19 protein-coding genes are annotated in these 20,563 nt (G+C 56.8%); 16 read left to right on the forward strand and 3 right to left on the reverse strand.

The features are described 5' to 3' along the window. Nucleotides 1-28 precede the first annotated feature (28 nt). The 7 genes from GOV79_RS08425 to GOV79_RS08455 all read left to right on the forward strand — a co-directional run bounded on the left by GOV79_RS08425 (nucleotide 29) and on the right by GOV79_RS08455 (nucleotide 7,705). Nucleotides 29-877, forward strand: a complete 849-nt coding sequence (locus tag GOV79_RS08425; RefSeq protein ID WP_170789421.1) for a sugar phosphate isomerase/epimerase family protein — start codon at nucleotides 29-31, stop codon at nucleotides 875-877. Then, nucleotides 874-2,394: a sugar ABC transporter ATP-binding protein gene (locus GOV79_RS08430; RefSeq protein WP_170789422.1), complete on the forward strand. Its 1,521-nt coding sequence runs from the start codon at nucleotides 874-876 to the stop codon at nucleotides 2,392-2,394. Before GOV79_RS08425 ends, GOV79_RS08430 begins: the two co-directional genes overlap by 4 nt. Nucleotides 2,395-2,417: 23 nt before the next feature. Continuing rightward, nucleotides 2,418-3,356, forward strand: coding sequence for an ABC transporter permease (locus tag GOV79_RS08435; RefSeq protein WP_237217973.1), 939 nt, complete (start codon nucleotides 2,418-2,420; stop codon nucleotides 3,354-3,356). Next, on the forward strand, nucleotides 3,353-4,306 hold the full coding sequence (locus GOV79_RS08440) for an ABC transporter permease (RefSeq protein WP_170783161.1): 954 nt from the start codon (nucleotides 3,353-3,355) through the stop codon (nucleotides 4,304-4,306). Before GOV79_RS08435 ends, GOV79_RS08440 begins: the two co-directional genes overlap by 4 nt. Before the next feature lie 32 nt (nucleotides 4,307-4,338). Beyond that, nucleotides 4,339-5,463 (forward strand): substrate-binding domain-containing protein, encoded by a 1,125-nt coding sequence (locus GOV79_RS08445; RefSeq protein ID WP_170783160.1) that lies wholly within the window; start codon nucleotides 4,339-4,341, stop codon nucleotides 5,461-5,463. A gap of 62 nt (nucleotides 5,464-5,525) precedes the next feature. After that, nucleotides 5,526-6,587, forward strand: a complete 1,062-nt coding sequence (locus GOV79_RS08450) for a sugar phosphate isomerase/epimerase family protein (RefSeq protein ID WP_170783159.1) — start codon at nucleotides 5,526-5,528, stop codon at nucleotides 6,585-6,587. Further along, nucleotides 6,584-7,705 carry a Gfo/Idh/MocA family protein gene (locus GOV79_RS08455; RefSeq protein WP_170789424.1) on the forward strand — a complete coding sequence of 374 codons (1,122 nt, stop codon included), beginning with the start codon at nucleotides 6,584-6,586 and terminating at the stop codon, nucleotides 7,703-7,705. Before GOV79_RS08450 ends, GOV79_RS08455 begins: the two co-directional genes overlap by 4 nt. 106 nt (nucleotides 7,706-7,811) lie before the next feature. Here GOV79_RS08455 and GOV79_RS08460 read toward each other — a convergent pair whose 3' ends face one another. Both GOV79_RS08460 and GOV79_RS08465 read right to left on the reverse strand, forming a co-directional pair. Next, complete coding sequence (locus GOV79_RS08460) at nucleotides 7,812-8,525, reverse strand: response regulator (RefSeq protein WP_170789425.1); 714 nt, start codon at nucleotides 8,523-8,525, stop codon at nucleotides 7,812-7,814. After that, nucleotides 8,518-10,761 (reverse strand): ATP-binding protein, encoded by a 2,244-nt coding sequence (locus tag GOV79_RS08465; RefSeq protein WP_170789426.1) that lies wholly within the window; start codon nucleotides 10,759-10,761, stop codon nucleotides 8,518-8,520. Before GOV79_RS08465 ends, GOV79_RS08460 begins: the two co-directional genes overlap by 8 nt. Nucleotides 10,762-11,008: 247 nt before the next feature. Between GOV79_RS08465 and GOV79_RS08470 the strand changes: the two genes are divergently transcribed. The 4 genes from GOV79_RS08470 to GOV79_RS08485 all read left to right on the forward strand — a co-directional run bounded on the left by GOV79_RS08470 (nucleotide 11,009) and on the right by GOV79_RS08485 (nucleotide 14,209). Continuing rightward, complete coding sequence (locus GOV79_RS08470) at nucleotides 11,009-11,836, forward strand: alpha/beta fold hydrolase (RefSeq protein WP_170789427.1); 828 nt, start codon at nucleotides 11,009-11,011, stop codon at nucleotides 11,834-11,836. Between the two features lie 39 nt (nucleotides 11,837-11,875). Further along, nucleotides 11,876-12,706: a class I SAM-dependent methyltransferase gene (locus GOV79_RS08475; RefSeq protein WP_170789428.1), complete on the forward strand. Its 831-nt coding sequence runs from the start codon at nucleotides 11,876-11,878 to the stop codon at nucleotides 12,704-12,706. Between the two features lie 117 nt (nucleotides 12,707-12,823). Then, a complete protein-coding gene (locus tag GOV79_RS08480) occupies nucleotides 12,824-13,183 on the forward strand; it encodes a group I truncated hemoglobin (RefSeq protein ID WP_170789429.1) in 360 nt (119 codons plus the stop codon). 3 nt (nucleotides 13,184-13,186) lie between these two features. Then, nucleotides 13,187-14,209 carry an adenylate/guanylate cyclase domain-containing protein gene (locus tag GOV79_RS08485; protein WP_170789430.1) on the forward strand — a complete coding sequence of 341 codons (1,023 nt, stop codon included), beginning with the start codon at nucleotides 13,187-13,189 and terminating at the stop codon, nucleotides 14,207-14,209. Nucleotides 14,210-14,231: 22 nt separating this feature from the next. On the opposite strand, the gene GOV79_RS08490 is transcribed toward GOV79_RS08485, so the two are convergent. Next, nucleotides 14,232-14,858, reverse strand: a complete 627-nt coding sequence (locus GOV79_RS08490) for a helix-turn-helix domain-containing protein (protein WP_170771603.1) — start codon at nucleotides 14,856-14,858, stop codon at nucleotides 14,232-14,234. Nucleotides 14,859-15,003: 145 nt separating this feature from the next. Between GOV79_RS08490 and glyA the strand changes: the two genes are divergently transcribed. From glyA to GOV79_RS08515, 5 genes are all read left to right on the forward strand, one after another. After that, complete coding sequence (glyA, locus tag GOV79_RS08495) at nucleotides 15,004-16,257, forward strand: serine hydroxymethyltransferase (RefSeq protein WP_170789431.1); 1,254 nt, start codon at nucleotides 15,004-15,006, stop codon at nucleotides 16,255-16,257. A 10-nt stretch (nucleotides 16,258-16,267) separates the two neighbouring features. Then, on the forward strand, nucleotides 16,268-17,650 hold the full coding sequence (lpdA, locus tag GOV79_RS08500; RefSeq protein ID WP_170789432.1) for a dihydrolipoyl dehydrogenase: 1,383 nt from the start codon (nucleotides 16,268-16,270) through the stop codon (nucleotides 17,648-17,650). A gap of 14 nt (nucleotides 17,651-17,664) precedes the next feature. Next, nucleotides 17,665-18,609, forward strand: a complete 945-nt coding sequence (gene lipA / locus GOV79_RS08505) for a lipoyl synthase (protein WP_170789433.1) — start codon at nucleotides 17,665-17,667, stop codon at nucleotides 18,607-18,609. Between the two features lie 24 nt (nucleotides 18,610-18,633). Continuing rightward, on the forward strand, nucleotides 18,634-20,007 hold the full coding sequence (locus GOV79_RS08510) for an alanine/glycine:cation symporter family protein (RefSeq protein WP_170789434.1): 1,374 nt from the start codon (nucleotides 18,634-18,636) through the stop codon (nucleotides 20,005-20,007). Nucleotides 20,008-20,085: 78 nt separating this feature from the next. Continuing rightward, the gene (locus tag GOV79_RS08515) at nucleotides 20,086-20,508 is read left to right on the forward strand and encodes a universal stress protein (protein ID WP_170789435.1); all 423 of its coding nucleotides are present in this window, start codon (nucleotides 20,086-20,088) and stop codon (nucleotides 20,506-20,508) included. Nucleotides 20,509-20,563 lie beyond the last annotated feature (55 nt).

The following is a 20,563-nucleotide window of genomic DNA, read 5'->3' on the forward strand; positions in this document are numbered from 1 at the left end:
GGTGTGCGATTTTGCCTTGGGAGGGGAAATGAAGCTGGGCGTGAACCTGCTTTGTGTCGGTGGATTTATCGACCAGTCGCAGCTGAAGTTCTGTCAGTTAGCGGCTGAAGTAGGGTATGACGGTGTTGAAGTTCCCGTGCTCGAAGGAACAGCCGATCACTATGAATGGCTGGGCGGCGAATTGGACGCGTTGGGGTTGGAGCGAACATGCACCGCGATTACGCCTGACCCGAATGCGGACCCCACCAGTGCTGATCCTGAAATCCGCGAGCGTGGGCTGGAGCATCTGGACTGGATCGTGGATTGCGCCAACGCACTGGGTGCTCAAACCATCGGGGGACCTTTCCACGCACCGATCGGCCACTTCACCGGCAGTGGTCCGACTACCGAAGAATGGAAACGCGGTGCTGATGCTCATCATCGGATGGCAAAAAAGGCATCAGTGCAAGGAATGCGGTTGGCGCTTGAGCCGCTCAACCGGTTTGAGACCCATTTCCTGAACACCGCCCAACAGGCCGCGCAATACTGTAAAATGGTCGATCATCCCGCTTTTGGGATCATGTACGATACCTTTCACGCACATATCGAGGAAAAAGAGCAGGCAAGGGCAATCGCTGCAGTCGCTGGTCAAATCAACGTGCTGCACATTTCTGAAAATGATCGGGGCACTCCTGGAACAGGGCAGATTAATTTTGGGCGGGTTTTCTCATCCGTGAAAAAGACCGGGTTCGACGGATGGGTCGTTATGGAAGCCTTTGGCGCAGGCGTGCCGGAACTTGCTGCGGCTACGCGTATCTGGCGCCCCATGTTCGATACTCATGCGCAGTTGTTTCGGGACAGTGCTGAGTTCATTCGTAAGAATTGGGCCCAAGCATGACCGGTGACGCAATCTTTGAGATGAAAGGGATCACCAAGGTTTTTCCAGGGATCAAAGCACTGGATTCGGTCAGTTTTTCGGCTCGGGCTGGTGAGGTTCACGCGTTGGTCGGAGAAAACGGCGCGGGCAAGTCCACCCTGATGAAAGTTCTGTCGGGTGTTTATCAGGCGGAAGAAGGGGAAATATTCCTTCGCGGTCGGAAGGTTCGGTTTCAGCATCCGCTGGAGTCGCTCACCCAGGGTGTGAGTGTGATCTATCAGGAGTTCTCGCTGCTGCCGGACAGAACAGTGGCCGAGAATATATTTCTGGGTCGCGAACCAACCAACCGGTTTGGTATTTTGGACGCCGCGAGGATGCGGCGCGAAACGCGCAACGTGCTGGCTTTGTTTGGAGATCGCCATCGGTTTGGACCCGACACGCTGGTCAGTGATCTGGACGTCGCGCAGCAGCAGATGGTTGAAATCGCGAAAGCATTGTCTTTGAACGCGCAAGTGATCGTCATGGACGAGCCAACCGCAGCCCTAAACGATGCGGAATGTGACTTGCTGTTTCAACTGGTCGAAGACCTGCGGGGGCAGGGGCGTTCGATCGTCTATATTACGCATCGTATGCGCGAAATTCGGCGTCTGGCCGACCGTGTGACCGTCATCAAGGACGGAAAAGTAGCTGCCGCGTTTGATGATGTGCCCGAAACTGGCCAAATCGTAGAAGCTATGGTCGGGCGAGACATCGGGCACTTCTATCCCGACCCCGCAACATCGGACGAGGTCGGCGCACCGGTTCTGACCGTGCACGGTGGGGGTAACGCGCGCTTGTTCGACATTGATCTTGAACTGTGTGCAGGTCAGATCACCGGATTCGCAGGTGTTCAGGGGGCAGGTCGCGCTGCATTGGCGTTGGCCTTGTTTGGCGCAGAACCCTTTGAGACCGGCACAGTGTCGGTCGAAGGGCAACCGGTTTCGCTGACAAGCCCGCGCAAGGCCGCCAAGGCGGGCATCGCCATGTTGCCAGGTGATCGCAAGGCCGAGGGGCTCATGCTGATGCAATCGGTTCGGGACAATGGAATGATCTCGGCACGCGCGTTTTCCAACCCCTTGGGCGCGCCGAACAATACGCCGGTTGCGACACTGGATCAGATGGATAAGCTGTTTGACGCCTTTGACCTGCGAGCTGCGAATTACGAGGTCGAGATTCAGTCTTTGTCCGGCGGTAATCAGCAAAAGGCCATCGTTGCCCGCTGGCTGTCCTTGGCTCCAAAAGTCCTGATCTTTGTTGAACCGACCAGAGGGATCGACGTCAACACCAAGGCCGTCATCTACGCTCAGATGCGCAGTTTGGCACAAGACGGCGCGGCGGTTATGGCAATTTCGTCTGACTTGCCCGAGGTTCTAGGCATATCGGACCGGGTTCTGGTGATGAGCGACGGTAAAATCGTGGCCGAATTTGGATATGGCGCCAGTGAGACTGAGGTCATGCATGCAGCAACTGAAGCGCATTTGGGACTTGAGACCTTATGAAACCTGCGCGCTCAAGAAATCTCATGGCTTTTGCGCCATTCTTGCTGCTGATGGCTGCGATCGCTGTCTATGTCATCGTGGCCGTGCTGACAGGCCAGACCCAATTCCTGACGGTTGAAAACCTTCTTGGTCTGTTGGGGCGCTCAATTGCCCTTGGGATCACGGCAGTGGGCCAGACCTTTGCCATATTGATCGCGTCAATTGATCTGAGTGTCGCGAACTTAATCTCGGTATCTGCCGTTCTGGCGTCATCAATCATGTCGGGCGATCCTTCGATGATGCTGCCAGCGATTGCCGCCGTTTTGGCAGTGGGTGTTGTGGTCGGGTTGATCAACGGGCTGGTAATCACCCAGTTCGAAGTCAACCCACTGATCGCTACTCTTGGCATGGCGCTCGTCCTGCAGGGCCTTCTGAGCGCCACGTTCAACAATTTTGCCGGCGAGGTGCCAGAAGAGTTCCAGGCCTTTGCGTATGGGCAAGTCGGGGGAATATCGATCAGTTTGATCTTTCTGATCGCGCTGACCGTGGCCGCTTGGGTGTTTCTGCGCTTTACCCGCGCCGGGTCGAATATCTATTCAGTTGGAGGCAATCCGGACGCCGCCAAATTGGCGGGTATGCGGACAACCCGCGTGGTCATCATGGCGCATGTGATCTGCTCGGTCTGCGCCACCATTGCGGGGTTGTATCTGGCCAGTCGGTTGCGTTCGGGCGCGCCGTGGATTGGGCGGGACGGGGTATATGATCTGGAGTCCATCGCTGTGGTGGTGATCGGCGGCACGGCGCTTTCAGGTGGGCGCGGAGGTGTTTGGGGCACCCTGATGGGGGTGATGATTTTCTCGCTGATCGACTCGATTTTCAACATTGCCGGTGTCGACGCCTTCGCGAAACAGATCCTGCGCGGGATCATCATTGTGGCGGCTGTTGCCGTCTATGCAGTGCGGAGCCGGAGGATCGAGGCGTGATCGAACGGCTAAAGCAGATCAATCCCGTCTTTCTGGTACTGGCACTTTTGTTTGTGGCGATTGCGATCCTGTCGCCGTATTTCCTGCAGCCTACCGGGTATATGAATTTTCTCAAACGGGCCGCTCCGATCGCAATTTTGGCCGTTGGGCAATTGTACGTCATCAATTCGGGCGGATTCGACCTGTCGGCAGGGGCGTTGGTGACTTTGACCGTGATCGGCAGTTCTATTCTGCTGGATGGCGACGCTAGCGCGACGTGGTGGGTTGTCCTGGTCATGCTGGGTGTAGGTGTGATTGTCGGAACGGCGAACGCGCTCGTGGTGTCGTGGCTCAAAGTGCCATCGATTATCGCTACTCTGGGGATGATGATCACGCTCAGCGGTGTCGCTCTGACATGGTCAGGTGGGGCTCCTCGCGGTTATCTGCCAGAGAACTTTAGGTTCTTCGGCCGGTATTTGATCAAGGATGTGCCGCTGATCAAGATTCTTCCGGTGGCGGTCATCGTTATGGTCATTGTCTGTGCCGGTATGTGGTGGCTGATGCATCGCACCAATTACGGCAAGCGTCTGATTGCGATGGGCGACAACCCAAAGGCTGCATTGCTGGCGGGCGTCCCGCTTACCGAGACCAGGATCATCGCTTTTGTCGTATCTTCGGTCTCGGCTGTTATCGCCGGGATCCTTCTTGGCGGCTTTGCGGGGGTGTCCACAGATGTGGGTGTCGGGCTGGAGCTGCAGGCCATTACCGCTGCTGTGATCGGCGGTGCGCAATTGCTAGGCGGGCGCGGCACTGTCGGGGCAACGATCGCGGGTGCGCTGGTATTGCAGGCGATGTTTACGCTGCTCAACATTCTGGGCTTCCCTAAGCCGATCCGGGACGTGGTTCAGGGTCTGATTTTGATCTCGGCGGTGGTGATCGCCGGATACCGACGACGCCGATCAGGGGGATAGGCGCCCGAAACTTTTCAGAGGAGGAAAACAAAATGATCAACAAGTTTACAGCGACAGCCTTGGCGGCTTTGGTGGTAGCGCTTCCCGCGCAAGCACAGAATTTCGATGACCCGGTGGAGTTCGCCAAACAAAAGGACATGCTGGGGGCTGCCGCCAACGGCGATGCTGAAACACCCTGGTTGCAGTACTATGGCGACGTGATGGCTGATACGTCGGCGTACAAGAAAGACGGCCCTCATACGATTTGTTTTTCGAACGCGGGCGTCAACAATCCTTGGCGCGTAGTTGGTTGGAATACAATGCAGGCCGAGGTCGAGCGGCACGACAACATTGCGGACTTCGTTGTGACCGATGCGGAAGGCTCGGATGACAAACAGATCGCCGATATCGAAGATTTGCTGGCTGGCGGAACTTGTGACGCCTTGATCGTGTCCCCCAACACGACAGCAGCCCTGACCCCCGCTGTGGAAAAAGCCTGCGCGCAATTGCCGGTCATCGTGTTTGACCGCGGCGTAAACACGGATTGTCCCGTGACGTTTATCAAACCGGTCGGCGGGTATGGTTTCGGCATTCAATCGGGCGAGTTCATCGCCGCCAACGCACCCGAAGGCTCGGACGTACTGATGTTGCGCATCCTGCCCGGCGTGGATGTGCTGGAAACCCGCTATTCCGCGGCCAAGCGCATCATGGAAGAGGCTGGGTTAAATATCGTAGGGGCCGAGTTCACCGATGGCGACCGTGCCAAGACCAAGGCGATTGTCGAGGATTATATCCAGCGCGGAACCCAATTGGGCGCAGTTTGGATGGACGCTGGTGCCACTTCAGTCGCCGCTATCGAAGCCTTCGAAGATATGGGCTTGGAGGTTCCTATCGTAACCGGCGAGGATCAGCAGGATTTCCTACAGAAATGGCAGGAGATTGGCCTGAACACCATTGCTCCGACCTACCCGACTTATCAGTGGCGCACGCCTATCCTGGCAGCTCTGAAAGTTTTGGATGGCGAGGCCATTCCTGGGCCGGAATGGAACCTGCCACAACCGGCGATCACCAGCGACAATCTCGGCGATTTTGTGAACCCCTCCATGCCTCCGCTGCACTACGCAGCCTGCGGGTGTGAAGACATGCCCGGCTACCCTGAACGCTGGGGTGGCAAATAACTGAGTGAATTCACCGGGGCTGCTTGAGGCCCCGGTATTCGGAATTTGAAAGGGAGTCTGTGATGTCGGGTGCAATCAAAGGGCCAGGACTGTTTCTTGCGCAGTTTGCGGATGATGCCGCGCCGTTTAATTCGCTGGGGTCGATTGCGGAATGGGCGGCCGGTCTGGGGTACAAGGCAGTGCAGATCCCGACCTTTGATGGGCGGCTGTTCGACTTGGACAAGGCGGCGGACAGTCAGACCTATTGCGACGAAATACTTGGCACCTGCCGCGACGCAGGGGTTGAGATAAGTGAACTGTCGACCCATTTGCAAGGCCAGCTGGTTGCCGTTCACCCGGCTTATGATCCAGCTTTCGACGCCTTCGCGCCCCAAAACATGCACGGCGACCCAAAAGCGCGGCAGGATTGGGCTGTGGACCAGGTGAAGAAAGCTGCCATTGCGGCCCGGCGCTTGGGGCTGGACACAACGGTAAGTTTTACCGGATCACTGGCCTTTCCCTATCTTTACCCCTGGCCGCAGCGCCCCCAAGGTCTAATTGAAGAAGCCTTTTCCGAGCTTGCCCGTCGCTGGCGTCCGATCTTTGACGCCTATGCAGAACAGGGCGTTGCCATCGGATTTGAAATTCACCCTGGCGAGGACGTCTTCGACGGAGCCACCTTCGAGATGTTTCTGGATGCGGTGAACGGGCACGAGGCCTGCCAGATCAACTACGATCCCTCGCATTTCCTGTTGCAGCAGATGGACTATCTAGAGTTCATCGACCTCTATCACGAGCGCATCTGTGCTTTCCACGTCAAGGATGCCGAGTTCAACCCGACCGGTCGCCAAGGTGTCTATTCCGGTTATCAAAGCTGGACCAACCGGGCGGGGCGGTTCCGCAGCCTTGGCGACGGGCAGGTAGATTTTGGGGCGATTTTCTCGAAGCTGACGCAATATGGATATGACAGCTGGGCTGTTCTGGAATGGGAATGCTGTCTAAAATCGCCCGAGCAGGGCGCTGCCGAGGGCGCGCCCTTCATCGCGCGTCATATCATTGAAACCACGGACAAGGCCTTTGACGATTTCGCAGGCGGCGAAGTGGATCAGGCCATGATCCGATCCATGCTGGGGTTGGGCCAATGACACCATTGAAACTGGGCATGGTCGGCGGCGGAAAAGGCGCCTTTATCGGAGCCGTACACCGAATTGCCGCCCGGCTGGATGGGCAGTGGCAGCTGGTGGCCGGTGCGCTGTCTTCCGACCCGCAGCGCGCGGCGGCCTCGGCGCAAGAGCTGGGGCTTGATCGGAGTTATGCAGATTTTCGTCAGATGGCACAGGCCGAGGCAGCGCGCGACGACGGTATCGACGCCGTAGCGATTGTGACGCCCAACCATATGCATGCCGATCCGGCGATTGCGTTTCTTGAAGCGGGGATCCACGTCATTTGCGACAAACCTCTTTCCGCCACGGCTGAGGATGCCGCGCGCATCAAGGCCGCAGCCGAGGCGTCATCCGCCCATTTCATCCTGACGCACAATTACACCGGCTATCCGATGATCCGGCAGGCACGTGAGATGGTGCAGGTGGGTGAGTTGGGTAAGTTGCGGCTGGTGCAAGTCGAATACGCGCAGGACTGGCTGACCGAACCGGCGGATGCCGACAACAAACAGGCCGACTGGCGCACGGACCCTGCACGGTCGGGTGCTGGGGCGATCGGCGATATCGGCACACACGCTTTCAATCTGGCGCATTTCGTGACGGGTGAAGTGCCCTCACATCTGGCGGCGGACCTTTCAAGCATGGTGCCGGGCAGGCAAGTAGACGACAACGCCCATATCCTTCTGCGCTATGGCAATGGTGTGCGAGGCATGCTGTGGGCCAGTCAGGTGGCTGTGGGAAATGAAAACGGGCTGCGACTTCGGGTCTATGGCGACAAGGGCGGGTTGGAATGGTCACAGGAACACCCCAACCATCTGTACTTTAGCCGCTTTGGTGAACCAACTCAGGTTCTGACCCGAGGGTCGGCGGCGACATCAGAAACCGCGCGCGCGGCCACCCGCATTCCGCCCGGTCACCCTGAAGGCTACCTGGAAGGGTTTGCGACGATTTACAAGGACGCAGCGGCGCTGATCCGAAAAGATCAAGATCGCCAAGATCTATTGCCTGAGCTGAGTGATGGTTTGCTGGGGATGGCATTCATCTCGGCTGCACTCAAATCGTCCGATAGTGATGGCGTGTGGCAGCCGGTCTCAATCCAGTAAGGTAACAGAGCTTGCGCCGAACCTAAGGACGGCAATGACCCGCCAGACGCTTGGACGCCAAGGTTGTCTGTGGTTTCGCTGTAGGTTTTGTCGCAATCTGCGCAGTCTATTTGGGATCATAGACATACCCGATCCCGCGTACGGTCCGGATGATCTGGGGCTTTTCGGGGTTTGTCTCCAGTTTTCGGCGCAACCTGGAAATACGGATGTCGATACTGCGATCAAACGGGTCCCAGGACCGATCATGCGCATGTTCAAGTAGTTGGTCACGGTTCAGAACACGCCCTTTGTTTTCCGCAAAAACCTTGAGCAACCTGTATTCCATGGCCGTCAACTGAACTTCTGACCCATCTTCGGCCAGAAGTTTGGCGGCCTCTTTATCCAGTACATAATGTCCGAATGCGGCCTGTTCGGCGTCAGTCGAGCCCGCCGAGGGTTTGTCAGTCAGGGCTTCGCGACGTAAAATGGCCTTGATCCGGGCTTCAAGTTCCCGAAGGTCGACCGGTTTGCCCAGGTAATCATCTGCGCCCATCTCAAGCCCGACAATCCGGTCTACAACGTCGCCGGCTGCCGTCAGCATGATGACTGGCGTCATGTTATCTGGTCGCAGAGATCTGAGGATGGACAAGCCGTCCTCTTTGGGCATGTTGATATCCATGATCATCAGGTCGACCGGCACATCTGCAACAATCGCGCGCAGTTCTTCGCCGCCAGAGGCAGTTGAGACCTGATACCCGCGTTTGCCCAGATATTCTTGCAACATCTCACGCACGTCGATTTCATCGTCGCACACCAGAATGTGGCATTGCTGACTATTCATCTGACAAGTCCTTCTGGTCTGCAAGCAACTGCCCGACAAGTGTCCGGAGTTCCGAGGGTGATACGGGTTTTTCAAGATAGGGAAGGCTGGATTCCTTCAGTAAACCCAAAGAGCTTTCGCCCATCGTGTCACCGGTGATATAAGCGGTTTTCTTCAGCATCTCGGGGAAGCGCGTTTTCAACGCTTCAAAAATCTTTCGCCCATCGACACCCGGCATGTTCAGATCGCTTAGAAAGATATCGTATGACGATATCTGCAGCCGGTTCAGCGCCTCTTCACCCGAGGACACGAAGTCTACCTCGAACCCTTCCCGTCGCAGGATCTCGGCATTCAATTCCCCGACCTCGACCTCGTCATCCACTACTAAGGCCCTATGCCTGGATGCGGCTGGAATGGAGTCTTTTGTGTCATCCGAACGGGTGCTTTCGTCGGAAGCGATTGGCAGGGTAATTCGGAAACAAGTGCCGGTACCACCACTCTGCTCCAGCCTGATCTGACCACCATGGGACAGAATTATGCGGTGACAAAAGGCCAGGCCGATGCCTGTGCCATCGCCGACCTCCTTGGTGGTGAAGAAGGGCTCGAATATCCGCGGTGCTATGGTTTTGGGGATGCCGGGGCCGTTGTCCTCGACCGTGATTTCGATCATGTTTGTGTTTGCTCGGGTTTCGGCAGACAACGTGATCCGATCGCCGACACCCGAAGATGTCATCGCCTGTTCCGCGTTGATAATCAGGTTGATGATAACCTGCGTGATTTGATCTGCGTCCCCTGCAATGGGTGGCATATCCTGCGGAACAACGCGAGAAATATTGATCTCACCCGAGGTGCTGCCATAGCCCGCCACATCGGCAGCAGTTTCGATCAAAGTGAGCACATCGACAGGTTCGATCTTGCTGGGTTGCTGCCGTGCCATCGCAAGAAATGTTTTGACGATCTTGGCGCAGCGTTCCGCGGCGTTGCCGATCTTTTCAATTCTGACTGTCAGGTCCGGATCTGTTATCTCTTCCTTCAACATCAGCGAATGACCCACAACCACCGACAGCGGATTGTTAAGCTCATGGGCGACACCGGCAAGCAGCTCTCCCAGGGCCGACATCTTTTCATTCTGGAAAAGCATCTCGCGCTGTTTAGTTAGTTCGGCTTCAATGGCCAGTTCGTCTGTCAGATCACGCGTGTTCGAAACGATGACTTCCTCGCCATTGAATTCGATAAGTCGAGACGAATCCGCGGCCCAGAATTTGCGCCCACGCGCGTCAACGAACTCCATCCGCCGGTCCTTCAGCGCACCTTCTTTTCGCAGGTCGTTCAAGTATCGCTCGCGCTCGGTCGGGTCGGCATAGTACGACTTGGAGCTCTCGGCATCGCCAAACAGCGCTTTGATCTCGGGCGTTGCAAACAAGACCTTGCCAGTTTCTGCATGAGTCATGTTGATCGCGGCAGGGTAGGCCTCCATAACCTGTCGGATCAACGCATCGGCTTCTTTTTGCACAGTCAGGTCGATGATGCTGGTGACGATGACTTCTTCGCCTTTGTAGTCGATCAGCTGCGAAGAGATTGACGCTGGAAACGTCGCGCCCGCTGCGTTCACCAGATCTAGTTTGTAGTCCTCAACCCGGCCATCGGCCAAAAGCAGAGTGATGAAATCTGCGCGTTCTTCCGGGTTCAAATAGTGCTCGCGCGCTGACTTCGAAGGGCCGAACAACTGCAACGCCGCCGGCGAGCGATAGAGGATCTGTCCATCGCCAATGCGCGCCATGGTGACGACGGCAGAGCTGGCATCCAGCACCTTGCGGATCAGTAGATCCCCATCGCGCTCTTCAACCTCGGCCTGTTTTCGTTCAGTGATATCCTCGCGCGTGACGACGAAACCGCCGAACTTCGTTGGATGAACAGAGACCAGAAACGTCCGCCCATCCGTTTCAAGAAGCTCAAAGTCCTGAATGAAGTCGATACCATTGGCCAGCCGGTCCGAGACCCATTGCTGTTCATTGCCGACTGCGTCCGCGTAGATGCCCCGCCGCGCCGTTTCGCGCATCAGGATTTCCCAGTCGAGGCCCGGTTCCAGCAGGTCGGCAACCCCTTTGTTCATCTCGGCATAGCGTTGGTTGAACATGACCAGACGACGATCGTCGTCATAAAGGGCAAACCCCTCTTTCAAGGACTCGATCGCGTCGCGCAGAAGATCCCGCGCCTTTTCGATTTCTTCTAGATCAGTTGCCGAGTCCATGTTCATTCCGAATGTCTAGAATATCAGTGTTTCAGTGCCATTTCAAAATCGGCCAGCTGTGTTTCAATTGTTTCAAGGCGTGCATTTTCCTGCCACAGACCTTCGAAAACATGGCGTGTTTGGAACCGGATAGCGCGTTGTGTGAACGGCTTCACAGAGCAACAACTGAAACACGAACCGCTGATTTCAGAAATCACATTGAAACATAAAACGCCCAGTTTTGGTCCATCAAAATTGTAGTTGGGTCAAAATGATGAGTATTTCTTTTATCACTACCGAAACAACCAACGCACCGATTGTCGCGTTGCATTCCTCGGCATCAAATGGTGGCCAATGGGGTCAGTTGGCAAAGGATCTGGCAGGGCGGTTTTCTCTCCATGCCTTTGATTTGCCCGGCTACGGGCACGATCCTCTGGACCCTGATATGTCCCAGACTGGCGCGGCAATTTCAGCGGCACCAGTTCTGCGTGAGATCGAAGCACTGGGACGCCCCGTGCATCTGGTCGGTCATTCCAACGGTGGCGGCATCGCGATCAAGATCGCTCTGCTGCGCTCTGATCTGGTGAAAAGCCTGACGCTCTACGAGCCGGCAACTTTTCATTTCCTTGCGCAAGGGAATGACCTGAGCCAAGCGCTGTTTTGCGACATTCAGAACGTGTCCGCCACGGTATCTAAAGGTGATCCTGCCAGTGCGATGCAGCACTTCCTGAACTTCTGGAATGAAGGTGGGTTTTGGGAGGCGCTGCCCGCACAAGCCAAAGACCGCTTCGCCGCGATGGTGCCCGCAGTCCTGCGCGATTTCGAAAATGGTTTCGCCGAAGACTGGGATCTGTCCGAACTGTCCCGGCTTGAAATGCCGACACTGGTTATGACCGGGCTGGAATCGCCGCAGATTGCGCAGCACACGGCAGTGGAAATCGCGCAGGCGCTGCCCAATGCGCGGATGGCGCTGTTGCCCGAGCTGGGGCACATGGCTCCGATCTTCCAGCCGGAATGGGTCAACTCGCGGATCATTGAGCACGTGGCCAGCACCGAGCGGCCCGCCGTGAACATCAGCTGGCCAAGCGGGAAAGCCGCCTGAACCACATAAATTCAGCATTCAGCAAGAAGGATTGAGATCATGAATGTTCAAACATCTACCACGGCCACCCCGGACTTTACGGCTATTAAAGCCAAACAGAACGTTGCCTGGGGGGCTGGCGACTACAGCAAAGTGGGCGTGACCCTGCAGATCACCGGAGAAGAGCTTGCCGAGGCGATGGCTATGACGCCAGGTGCCAAAATTCTGGATGTCGCGGCCGGAAATGGCAATGCCACCCTGGCGTTCGCCCGGCGGTTTTGCGATGTTACGTCGACCGACTATGTTGAAACTCTGCTGCAGGCCAGTAGCCAGCGCGCCAAAGCCGAAGGTCTGTTTGTGACCTACAAAGTTGCCGACGCCGAGAACCTGCCTTTCGGGGATCAGACTTTTGATGCGGTGGTTTCAACCTTTGGTGTGATGTTCACGCCCAATCAGCAGCAATCCGCGGCCGAGCTTCAGCGCATGGTTCGTCCGGGTGGCAAGATCGGTATGGCAAACTGGACACCGGACAGTTTCATCGGACAGTTGTTCAAAACCATTGGGAAGCATGTGCCACCGCCTGCGGGTGTGAACTCTCCGGCGCAATGGGGCAGTGAAACCTGGGTTCAAGAGACGTTTGGAGGCAAGTGCGAAATCACGTCTTTCCGGCGCAAAACCTTCATGTTCCGCTACAGATCGGCCGAGCATTTTCTGGAATACTTCCGCACGTTCTATGGCCCGATGCAGAAAGCGTTCGAGGCACTGGATACGTTTGGGCAAGCCGCTTTGCGCGACGATATCATGGCATTGATCCGGGAATTCGATGTGTCAACAAATGACACGTTGTGCATCGCGTCGGAATACGCCGAGATCATCGCGGTACGACGCTGACTTCAAACGGCATTTCTCCAACGTTTCAACGCATCTTTTCAGGAAGGTTGGAGAAACGCGCATGAGCAAATCAGGGTATGCGGGTGAAGAGTAATTTTCAGATAGGGATTTGTTTAAATGGTTGAACGCACACTTTACGAGAAATACGGCGGGTTTTCAAAGATCAGCAAAATCGTGATTTCATTTTACGACACTCTGTTGGACAACGATGAGGTCGGCCCGTTCTTTGATCATGTGGACATGACGAAAATGGTGGACCATCAAACCAAATTTGTCGCATCTTTGTTGGGTGGCCCGGCTTCTTATACAGACAAACAACTACGTCAGTTGCATTCGCATCTTGAGATTACCAATACCCATTTCGATGAGCTGGAAACCGTGTTGCAGGATGCGCTTCAAAAACACGACGTGGAGCAGGACGATATCGCTGTTGTCCTGGCAGAATTCGGGAAACGTCGTCCTCTGATTGTTAGGTAAACCATGACTATCGAAGCCATCAATGAACAGTTGCTGCGTGCCATCGGTGTGGGTGTTGCGCTTTTGGATCGCGAAACACTTCGGTTCGGTTTCCGCAACGACACGTTTGAGGATTGGTTCAATACCGAAACTCAATCGTCGCATTTGCAGCAGCTATTCCCCGATCTGGAGATTGAGACGGTTCGCAAGAGCTTGTTTGAATCCGGACGCTTTACCTCGGAAATCAGTTTCAAGAAGAAGCGCCGAACATTGGTCATCGCGCTGGACTTTACAGTCGCACATGATGATGTGCTGGTTCTTGTCTGTCAGAACATCACCCGCATCAAAGAGCTGGAGTCTATGATTGATTCCTACTCGATGATGGTTGAGCGCAATACGCGTGAGCTGAAACGGGAAAAGGAACAGGTTGAAAAGCTGTTGCTGAACCTGATGCCGCGGTCTGTCTACGAGGAATACAAGACCTTTGGGGTCGTGACGCCGCAGCTTTACGATCCAGTGTCCGTCCTGATGCTGGATTTCGTGGGTTTCACCGAGATGGTAGCTTCGCAGGACCCCAGCGTGACGGTTACCGAGTTGAACGACATCTACAGCGCCTTTGACCGGATCGGTGAGCAATTCGGTTGCGAGCGTATCAAGACCATTGGTGACGCCTATATCACGGTTGCAGGTTTGCCGGATCCGACGCCGGATCACGCAAAGGCAATCGCCAATACGGCCATTCGTTTTGTCCGTTATCTGACCCGCCGCAACCTGAGCCATCCGCACCAGTGGCGCTGTCGAATCGGGCTGGCCTCGGGTTCGGTTGTGGGCTCGGTCGTGGGTATCCAGAAATATGTCTACGATATTTTCGGACCGGCGGTGAACCTGGCCTCACGCTTGCAAGAGTTTTCGGAACCGATGCAAATCACCGTTCAGGACGAAGTCGCCGAGGTGTTGAAAGATCAGTTCGACATTGAAAGTGTTGGCCTGAAATCCGTTCGTGGCTTTGAACAGCAGGAAATCTGGCGCCTGACGGACAGGGATTGAATGCGTTTTGGCTGTGTCGCCGTCATCTGAGATTTTGCGCGGCAGAGCCTTCCAAAGACACCCAAAGCACCTTTGCATCTTCCTTGCTGGTCGAGATGCAGCCGTGCCCCATTCCACTGTCGTAGTAAAGCGAGTCTCCGGCTTTCATTGGAAGCGGGCGGTAGTGTTCGGACACAAAGATCAATTCGCCACTGATGACGTACATGAACTCTTCTCCGCTATGTCTGATCCAGTTCTCGAACTCTGAGACATCGCGGGCCTTGATCGTGGCGATATAGGGCAGCATCCGTTTGCTGGTTAGTTCAGGGCACAATAGCTCGTGCAGATATGTGGGGGTGTCCCGCGTTTCGCCCTGACCTTTGGGGGTGAAGTCGCGCCGACCCGAAATGCCTGTTTGACCCGATTGCAGGAATAACTGAGGCGTGCTCATATCCAGCGCCTGAGTCAGCCGTCGAACGATGTCAAAGCTGGGGCGGGTCTGGTTGTTTTCGATCTTCGAGAGTGTCGAGCGCCCGATTCCCGCCGCCCGCCCGGCCTCTTCCAGAGTCCAGCCTTTTGCACGCCGCGCGTCCCGAATGGACCGGCCCAGTGCCGCCCCATCGTCATGTTCTTCCGCATTGGAAACATCGCCGGGGGTATCTTCAGACATGTATTCTCCTTGTTTTTCAAAGATTAGCTGGTTTTCCCAAGTTGCACAACTTCACAATTTTGAGAATAATGTTGCTTTAAGAGGTAAAATTCCACTATAGGAAACAAAATCTCTTACATGGGATTCGATACTACGGGAGGAGACAATGTTCAAAACTTCGCTCAATACAGCAGACCCGGTTATCGCTGCGTCGATCGCACGCGAAAGCCAGCGGCAGGCTGAGCAAATTGAATTGATCGCGTCAGAGAACATCGTCTCTCAGGCTGTGATTGAGGCCCAAGGTTCCGTGCTGACCAACAAATACGCCGAAGGCTATCCGGGTCGCCGCTACTATGGCGGGTGCGAATTTGTGGATGAGGTTGAAGCCGAGGCAATCGAGCGGCTGAAACAGCTTTTTGGTTGCGAATTTGCCAATGTGCAGCCGCATTCGGGTGCTCAGGCAAACGGGGCTGTCAAATTGGCTTTGCTCAGCCCCGGTGACACGATCCTTGGAATGTCGTTGGACGCTGGCGGCCATCTGACTCATGGTGCAAAACCCGCGCAATCGGGCAAGTGGTTCCGGCCAGTACAGTACGGACTGACCGATGCGGGGTTGATTGACTATGATCAGGTGGCGTCTTTGGCGCGGGCCGAGAAACCCAAACTGATCATCGCAGGTGCGTCCGCCTATTCCCGGACAATTGATTTCGCCCAATTCCGCCAGATCGCGGACGAGGTCGGGGCCTGGTTGCTGGCCGATATGGCACACATTGCAGGGCTTGTGGCAACGGGCTTGCACCCTTCGCCGGTCGGTCATGCCCATGTGGTGACGTCAACTACGCATAAGACGCTGCGTGGTCCGCGCGGCGGCATCATCCTGACCAATGATGCGGCGCTGGCCAAAAAGCTGGACTCGGCAGTGTTTCCGGGCCTTCAGGGAGGCCCTTTGATGCACGTGATCGCAGGCAAGGCCGTCGCGTTTGGCGAAGCACTAAAACCTGAATTCTCAACCTATATGCAACGGGTTGTCGACAGCGCCTCGGCCCTTGCCCAAGTGATGATGGCGCGCGGTTGCGACATCGTTTCCGGTGGTACGGACAATCACTTGATGCTGGTCGATCTGCGCCCTATCGGGGTGAAGGGTAAAGACGCCGAAGCCGCGTTGGAGCGTGCAGGTTTTACCTGCAACAAGAACAGCGTTCCCGGCGACCCGGAAAAACCAACCGTGACCAGCGGTATCCGTTTGGGCACTGCCGCCGGATGCAGCCGTGGGTTCGGGCCGGATGAATTCCGCCAGATCGGCCACTTGATTGGCGATGTTCTGGATGCGCTGGTCCGGGCGCCCGAAGGCGACGTGGCCGTTGAAACACGGACCCGGGATCAGGTCCGCGCCCTGTGCGCACAACACCCCATTTACTGAGAGACGACCCATGAACATTTATGACCTGATCGTCATTGGCGGCGGCCCGGGCGGCTATGTCGCGGCCATTCGCGCCGCCCAATTGGGGATGAAAGTGGCCTGCATCGAGGGGCGTGGGGCGCTGGGTGGTACCTGTTTGAATGTTGGGTGTATCCCCTCCAAAGCGTTGCTGACCTCCTCGGCCAAATATGCCGAACTTGCACATCTCTCCTCCCATGGCATTGCGGTCGAGGGGGCCAGCGTCAACGTACCCGCCATGATGGAGCGCAAGGACAAGATCGTGGGTGATCTGACCAAGGGCATTGGGTTTCTGTTCAAGAAAAACGGCGTTGAGCTGATCGAAGGCTGGGCGCGCATTCCCGCCGACGGGCAGGTGCAGGTTGGCGTTAATACCTATGAAGCCAAGAACATCCTGATCGCCACCGGGTCCGAGCCGTCGCCGCTGAACGGGATCGAGATTGATGAGCAGCACGTATTGAGTTCGACCGGAGCCTTGGCGCTGGACACGGTGCCGGATCATCTGGTTGTTGTCGGCGCGGGCGTGATCGGGCTGGAACTTGGGCAAGTCTGGGCGCGTCTTGGCGCTAAGGTTACGGTGGTTGAATACCTCGACCGCGTGCTGCTCGGCATTGATGGCGAGATTGCGAAACTGGCGCAACGGGCCTTGTCCAAACGGGGGCTGAAATTCCAGTTGGGGCGCGCGCTGAAGGCCATCGACAAATCAGAAACCGGATTAACGCTTACGCTGGATCGGGTCGGCAAAGACAAGGAAGAGGTGATTGAGGCCGACAAGGTCCTGATCGCCGTTGGCCGCCGTCCCGTTACGCGCGGGTTGGGGCTGGAAGATCTGGGGATAGCTCTTGACCCGCGCGGCTTTGTTCCGGTTGACGGGAAGTTCCGCACCTCGGTGCCCGGTATCTATGCCATCGGCGATTGCATCCTCGGCCCGATGCTGGCCCACAAAGCCGAAGAGGACGGCGTCGCCTGTGTCGAGATGCTGGCCGGGCAGGATGTTCACGTGGACTACAATACCGTACCGGGTGTTGTGTATACCGACCCCGAGGTCGCCTCGGTCGGCGCAACCGAGGAGGCGCTGAAAGAGGCCGGTACCGACTACACGGTCGGCAAGTTCGCCTTCATGGCCAACTCGCGCGCGCGTTCGACCGGGGAAACCGACGGCGCGGTAAAGGTTCTGGCTGACGCGAGCGGCAAAATTCTGGGCGCGCATATTTGCGGAGCCCATGGCGGCGATCTGATCGCAGAACTCGTTCTGGCGATGACCAAAGGCGCCACCGTCGCCGATGTTGCCGCGACCTGCCACGCACATCCAGCCATGGGAGAGGCGGTGAAAGAAGCCTGCCTAGACGCCATGGGTCGCGCGATCCACGCCTAAGGAAGTTCAGCCAGATGACCATCCAGCTTCGCCCTCGCCACCCGGAAAAGGCCAAAAAGGCCGACAGCGTGATCCCGCGCAAGCCCAAGTGGATACGCCGAAAAAAGATCGAACGCGCCGAGTACTATGAGACTCGCCGCCTGATGCGCGATCACGATCTGGCAACTGTCTGCGAAGAAGCCGCCTGCCCGAATATCGGCGAATGCTGGTCCAAACGTCACGCCACCATGATGATCATGGGCGAGGTCTGCACCCGCGGTTGTTCCTTCTGCAACGTCTCAACCGGACGCCCGGATGCGCTCGATGTGTTCGAGCCGGGCCGCGTCGCGTCGGCGGTCAAAAAGCTGGGCCTGCGCCATGTGGTGATCACATCCGTGGACCGTGACGATCTGACTGATGGCGGGGCCGAACATATCGCACAGACCATCCGCGCCGTGCGTCATCAAAACCCCGGCACCACGGTAGAGGTTCTGACCCCCGACTTTCTGGGCAAGGGCGGCGCGGCGGAGGCCGTCTTCGAAGCTGCGCCGGATGTGTTCAACCACAATCTTGAAACGGTCCCGCATCTCTACCCGACGGTTCGTCCCGGCGCACGCTACTATACTTCGCTGCGCCTGCTGGACGACGCCAAACGCGCCAATCCCGAGATTTTCACCAAATCCGGTCTGATGGTCGGGCTGGGGGAAAGCCTGGATGACGTGCGGCAGGTGATGGACGACCTGCGCGCGGCACAGGTCGATTTCCTGACGGTTGGGCAATATCTGCAACCGACCCCGAAACACCATCCGATCGACCGGTTCTGGACACCGGAAGAGTTCACCCAGCTGGAGCAGATCGCGCGCTCCAAGGGCTTTCTGCACGTGTCGGCCACACCGCTGACCCGTTCGTCGTTCCACGCGGACGAAGATTTTGCCGCCCTCAAGCAAGCTCGCCAGCGGGCGATTGCTGCCGGGGCATAACCAGACGCACTAGGGAGGAATACCATGGAAGCGTTAAATTCAATCGTAGGGGCCATCAATGGCGTCGTTTGGGGACCGCTGATGCTGGTTCTTATCCTCGGCGTCGGCTTCTTCCTGCAGGTCGGGCTGAAATTCATGCCGATCCTGCGCATTGGCACAGGCTTCAGCCTGCTGTTCAAAGGCCGCGAAGGGCAGGGCGAGGGGCAGATCAGCCCGTTCAACGCGCTGATGACCTCGCTGTCGGCAACTATCGGTACGGGCAACATCGCTGGTGTGGCCACTGCTGTCTTCCTGGGCGGTCCGGGTGCTTTGTTCTGGATGTGGATGACCGCCCTGGTGGGCATGGCCACCAAATATGCTGAAGCCGTCTGCGCGGTGAAATATCGTGAGAAAGACGAGCTGGGCAACTATGTTGGCGGCCCGATGTACTACATCAAGAACGGCCTCGGTGCGAAGTGGGCCTGGCTGGGTGTAGCTTTTGCCCTGTTCGGCGCGGTCGCAGCTTTCGGTATCGGCAACGGCGTACAGGCAAATGGTGTTGCTCAGGTGTTGGAGGCCAATTTCGGCCTGAATACTTCGGTCACCGGCGTTGTTCTAATGGTCTTGACCGCAGCTGTTATCCTGGGCGGAATCACGCGCATCGGTGCTGTCGCGGGCAAGCTGGTTCCGTTCATGGCTGTTGCCTATATCATCGCGGGCCTGCTGGTTCTGCTGATCAACATCGGCAACATCGGACATGCGCTGTCCCTCGTCTTCACCTACGCATTCACCCCATCCGCCACCGAAGGTGGGTTCGCGGGTGCAGCCGTCTGGGCCGCCATCCGCTTTGGTGTGGCACGTGGTGTGTTTTCGAACGAAGCGGGTTTGGGTTCCGCCCCGATTGCGCACGCCGCTGCCGAGACTAAAGGTCCGGTAAACCAGGGTCTGATCGCGATGCTGGGTACGTTCATCGATACCATTATCGTCTGCTCGATCACCGGTCTGGCAATCATCGCGTCGGGTGCCTGGACATCCGGTGAATCCGGTGCGGCGCTGACCAGCCATGCGTTCGAACTGTCGCTGCCGGGTATCGGTGGGTATTTGATCGCCATTGCCCTGTCGATCTTTGCCTTCACTACAATCCTTGGCTGGTCCTTCTACGGCGAAAAATGTGTCGAGTTCCTGCTGGGTGTGAAATCCCTGATACCCTACCGCGTTTTGTGGATCGTCATGATCTACTTCGGCGCAACTGCGGATCTGGGCTTCATCTGGCTGCTGGCGGACACGCTGAACGCCATGATGGCTGTCCCGAACCTGATTGCTCTGGCCCTGTTGAGCCCAATCGTCTTCAAACTGACGAAAGAGTTCTTTGCCTCGAGCGGCCAGTCTGAAGAGCCGAACGCAAAAAACGCCGAATAGGTTCGGCCCGACCAAAACGGGGGGCCAACCCGGCCCCCCGCCTTTGAAACAGAATTCCATATCTCGAGGAGAGACGTGATGGCCAAGAAAATCCTGCTGCCGATTGATCATACGGATGACCGTTCCTGGAAACTGGCTCTGCCGGTCGCGTTGGAACAAGCGAAATTCTACGGCGCCGAACTGCACGCGGTTTCCGTCATCCCCGAGATAATTCAATTGCCGAACCTGCCTGCGAACTATGGTGCCGGTGCCAAGGATCATGTGCGCAACGCGGTCCAGGCCATTCTGGATCACGGCGATGCCTCCGATGTGGCGATCCACATCGAAGAAGGCAGCGTCTACCGTGAAATCCTGAAACTCGCCTATAAAGAGGGGTTTGATCTGATCGTCATGGCCTCCACCAAGGGCGATTTCCCGAACTATGAAATTGGCCCGAACCTGGCCCGGGTGGTGCGGAACGCGCACTGCACCGTCACGGTCGTTCGCGACCAATCCCGCTAATTGAAAGGTTATAGATATGACATTACCGCGGCGCACGCCTTTGTATGACTTGCAT

Source organism: Ruegeria lacuscaerulensis (genome assembly GCF_013034745.1).
Taxonomy (GTDB): Bacteria; Pseudomonadota; Alphaproteobacteria; order Rhodobacterales; family Rhodobacteraceae; genus Ruegeria; species Ruegeria lacuscaerulensis_B.

Coding starts and splice junctions, on each gene's coding strand:
- GOV79_RS08425 (WP_170789421.1), top strand. CDS start 29: ATGAAGCTGGGCGTGAACCTGCTTTGTGTCGGTGGATTTATCGACCAG.
- GOV79_RS08430 (WP_170789422.1), top strand. CDS start 874: ATGACCGGTGACGCAATCTTTGAGATGAAAGGGATCACCAAGGTTTTT.
- GOV79_RS08435 (WP_237217973.1), top strand. CDS start 2,418: ATGGCTTTTGCGCCATTCTTGCTGCTGATGGCTGCGATCGCTGTCTAT.
- GOV79_RS08445 (WP_170783160.1), top strand. CDS start 4,339: ATGATCAACAAGTTTACAGCGACAGCCTTGGCGGCTTTGGTGGTAGCG.
- GOV79_RS08450 (WP_170783159.1), top strand. CDS start 5,526: ATGTCGGGTGCAATCAAAGGGCCAGGACTGTTTCTTGCGCAGTTTGCG.
- GOV79_RS08455 (WP_170789424.1), top strand. CDS start 6,584: ATGACACCATTGAAACTGGGCATGGTCGGCGGCGGAAAAGGCGCCTTT.
- GOV79_RS08460 (WP_170789425.1), bottom strand. CDS start 8,525: ATGAATAGTCAGCAATGCCACATTCTGGTGTGCGACGATGAAATCGAC.
- GOV79_RS08465 (WP_170789426.1), bottom strand. CDS start 10,761: ATGAACATGGACTCGGCAACTGATCTAGAAGAAATCGAAAAGGCGCGG.
- GOV79_RS08470 (WP_170789427.1), top strand. CDS start 11,009: ATGAGTATTTCTTTTATCACTACCGAAACAACCAACGCACCGATTGTC.
- GOV79_RS08475 (WP_170789428.1), top strand. CDS start 11,876: ATGAATGTTCAAACATCTACCACGGCCACCCCGGACTTTACGGCTATT.
- GOV79_RS08480 (WP_170789429.1), top strand. CDS start 12,824: ATGGTTGAACGCACACTTTACGAGAAATACGGCGGGTTTTCAAAGATC.
- GOV79_RS08485 (WP_170789430.1), top strand. CDS start 13,187: ATGACTATCGAAGCCATCAATGAACAGTTGCTGCGTGCCATCGGTGTG.
- GOV79_RS08490 (WP_170771603.1), bottom strand. CDS start 14,858: ATGTCTGAAGATACCCCCGGCGATGTTTCCAATGCGGAAGAACATGAC.
- glyA (WP_170789431.1), top strand. CDS start 15,004: ATGTTCAAAACTTCGCTCAATACAGCAGACCCGGTTATCGCTGCGTCG.
- lpdA (WP_170789432.1), top strand. CDS start 16,268: ATGAACATTTATGACCTGATCGTCATTGGCGGCGGCCCGGGCGGCTAT.
- lipA (WP_170789433.1), top strand. CDS start 17,665: ATGACCATCCAGCTTCGCCCTCGCCACCCGGAAAAGGCCAAAAAGGCC.
- GOV79_RS08510 (WP_170789434.1), top strand. CDS start 18,634: ATGGAAGCGTTAAATTCAATCGTAGGGGCCATCAATGGCGTCGTTTGG.
- GOV79_RS08515 (WP_170789435.1), top strand. CDS start 20,086: ATGGCCAAGAAAATCCTGCTGCCGATTGATCATACGGATGACCGTTCC.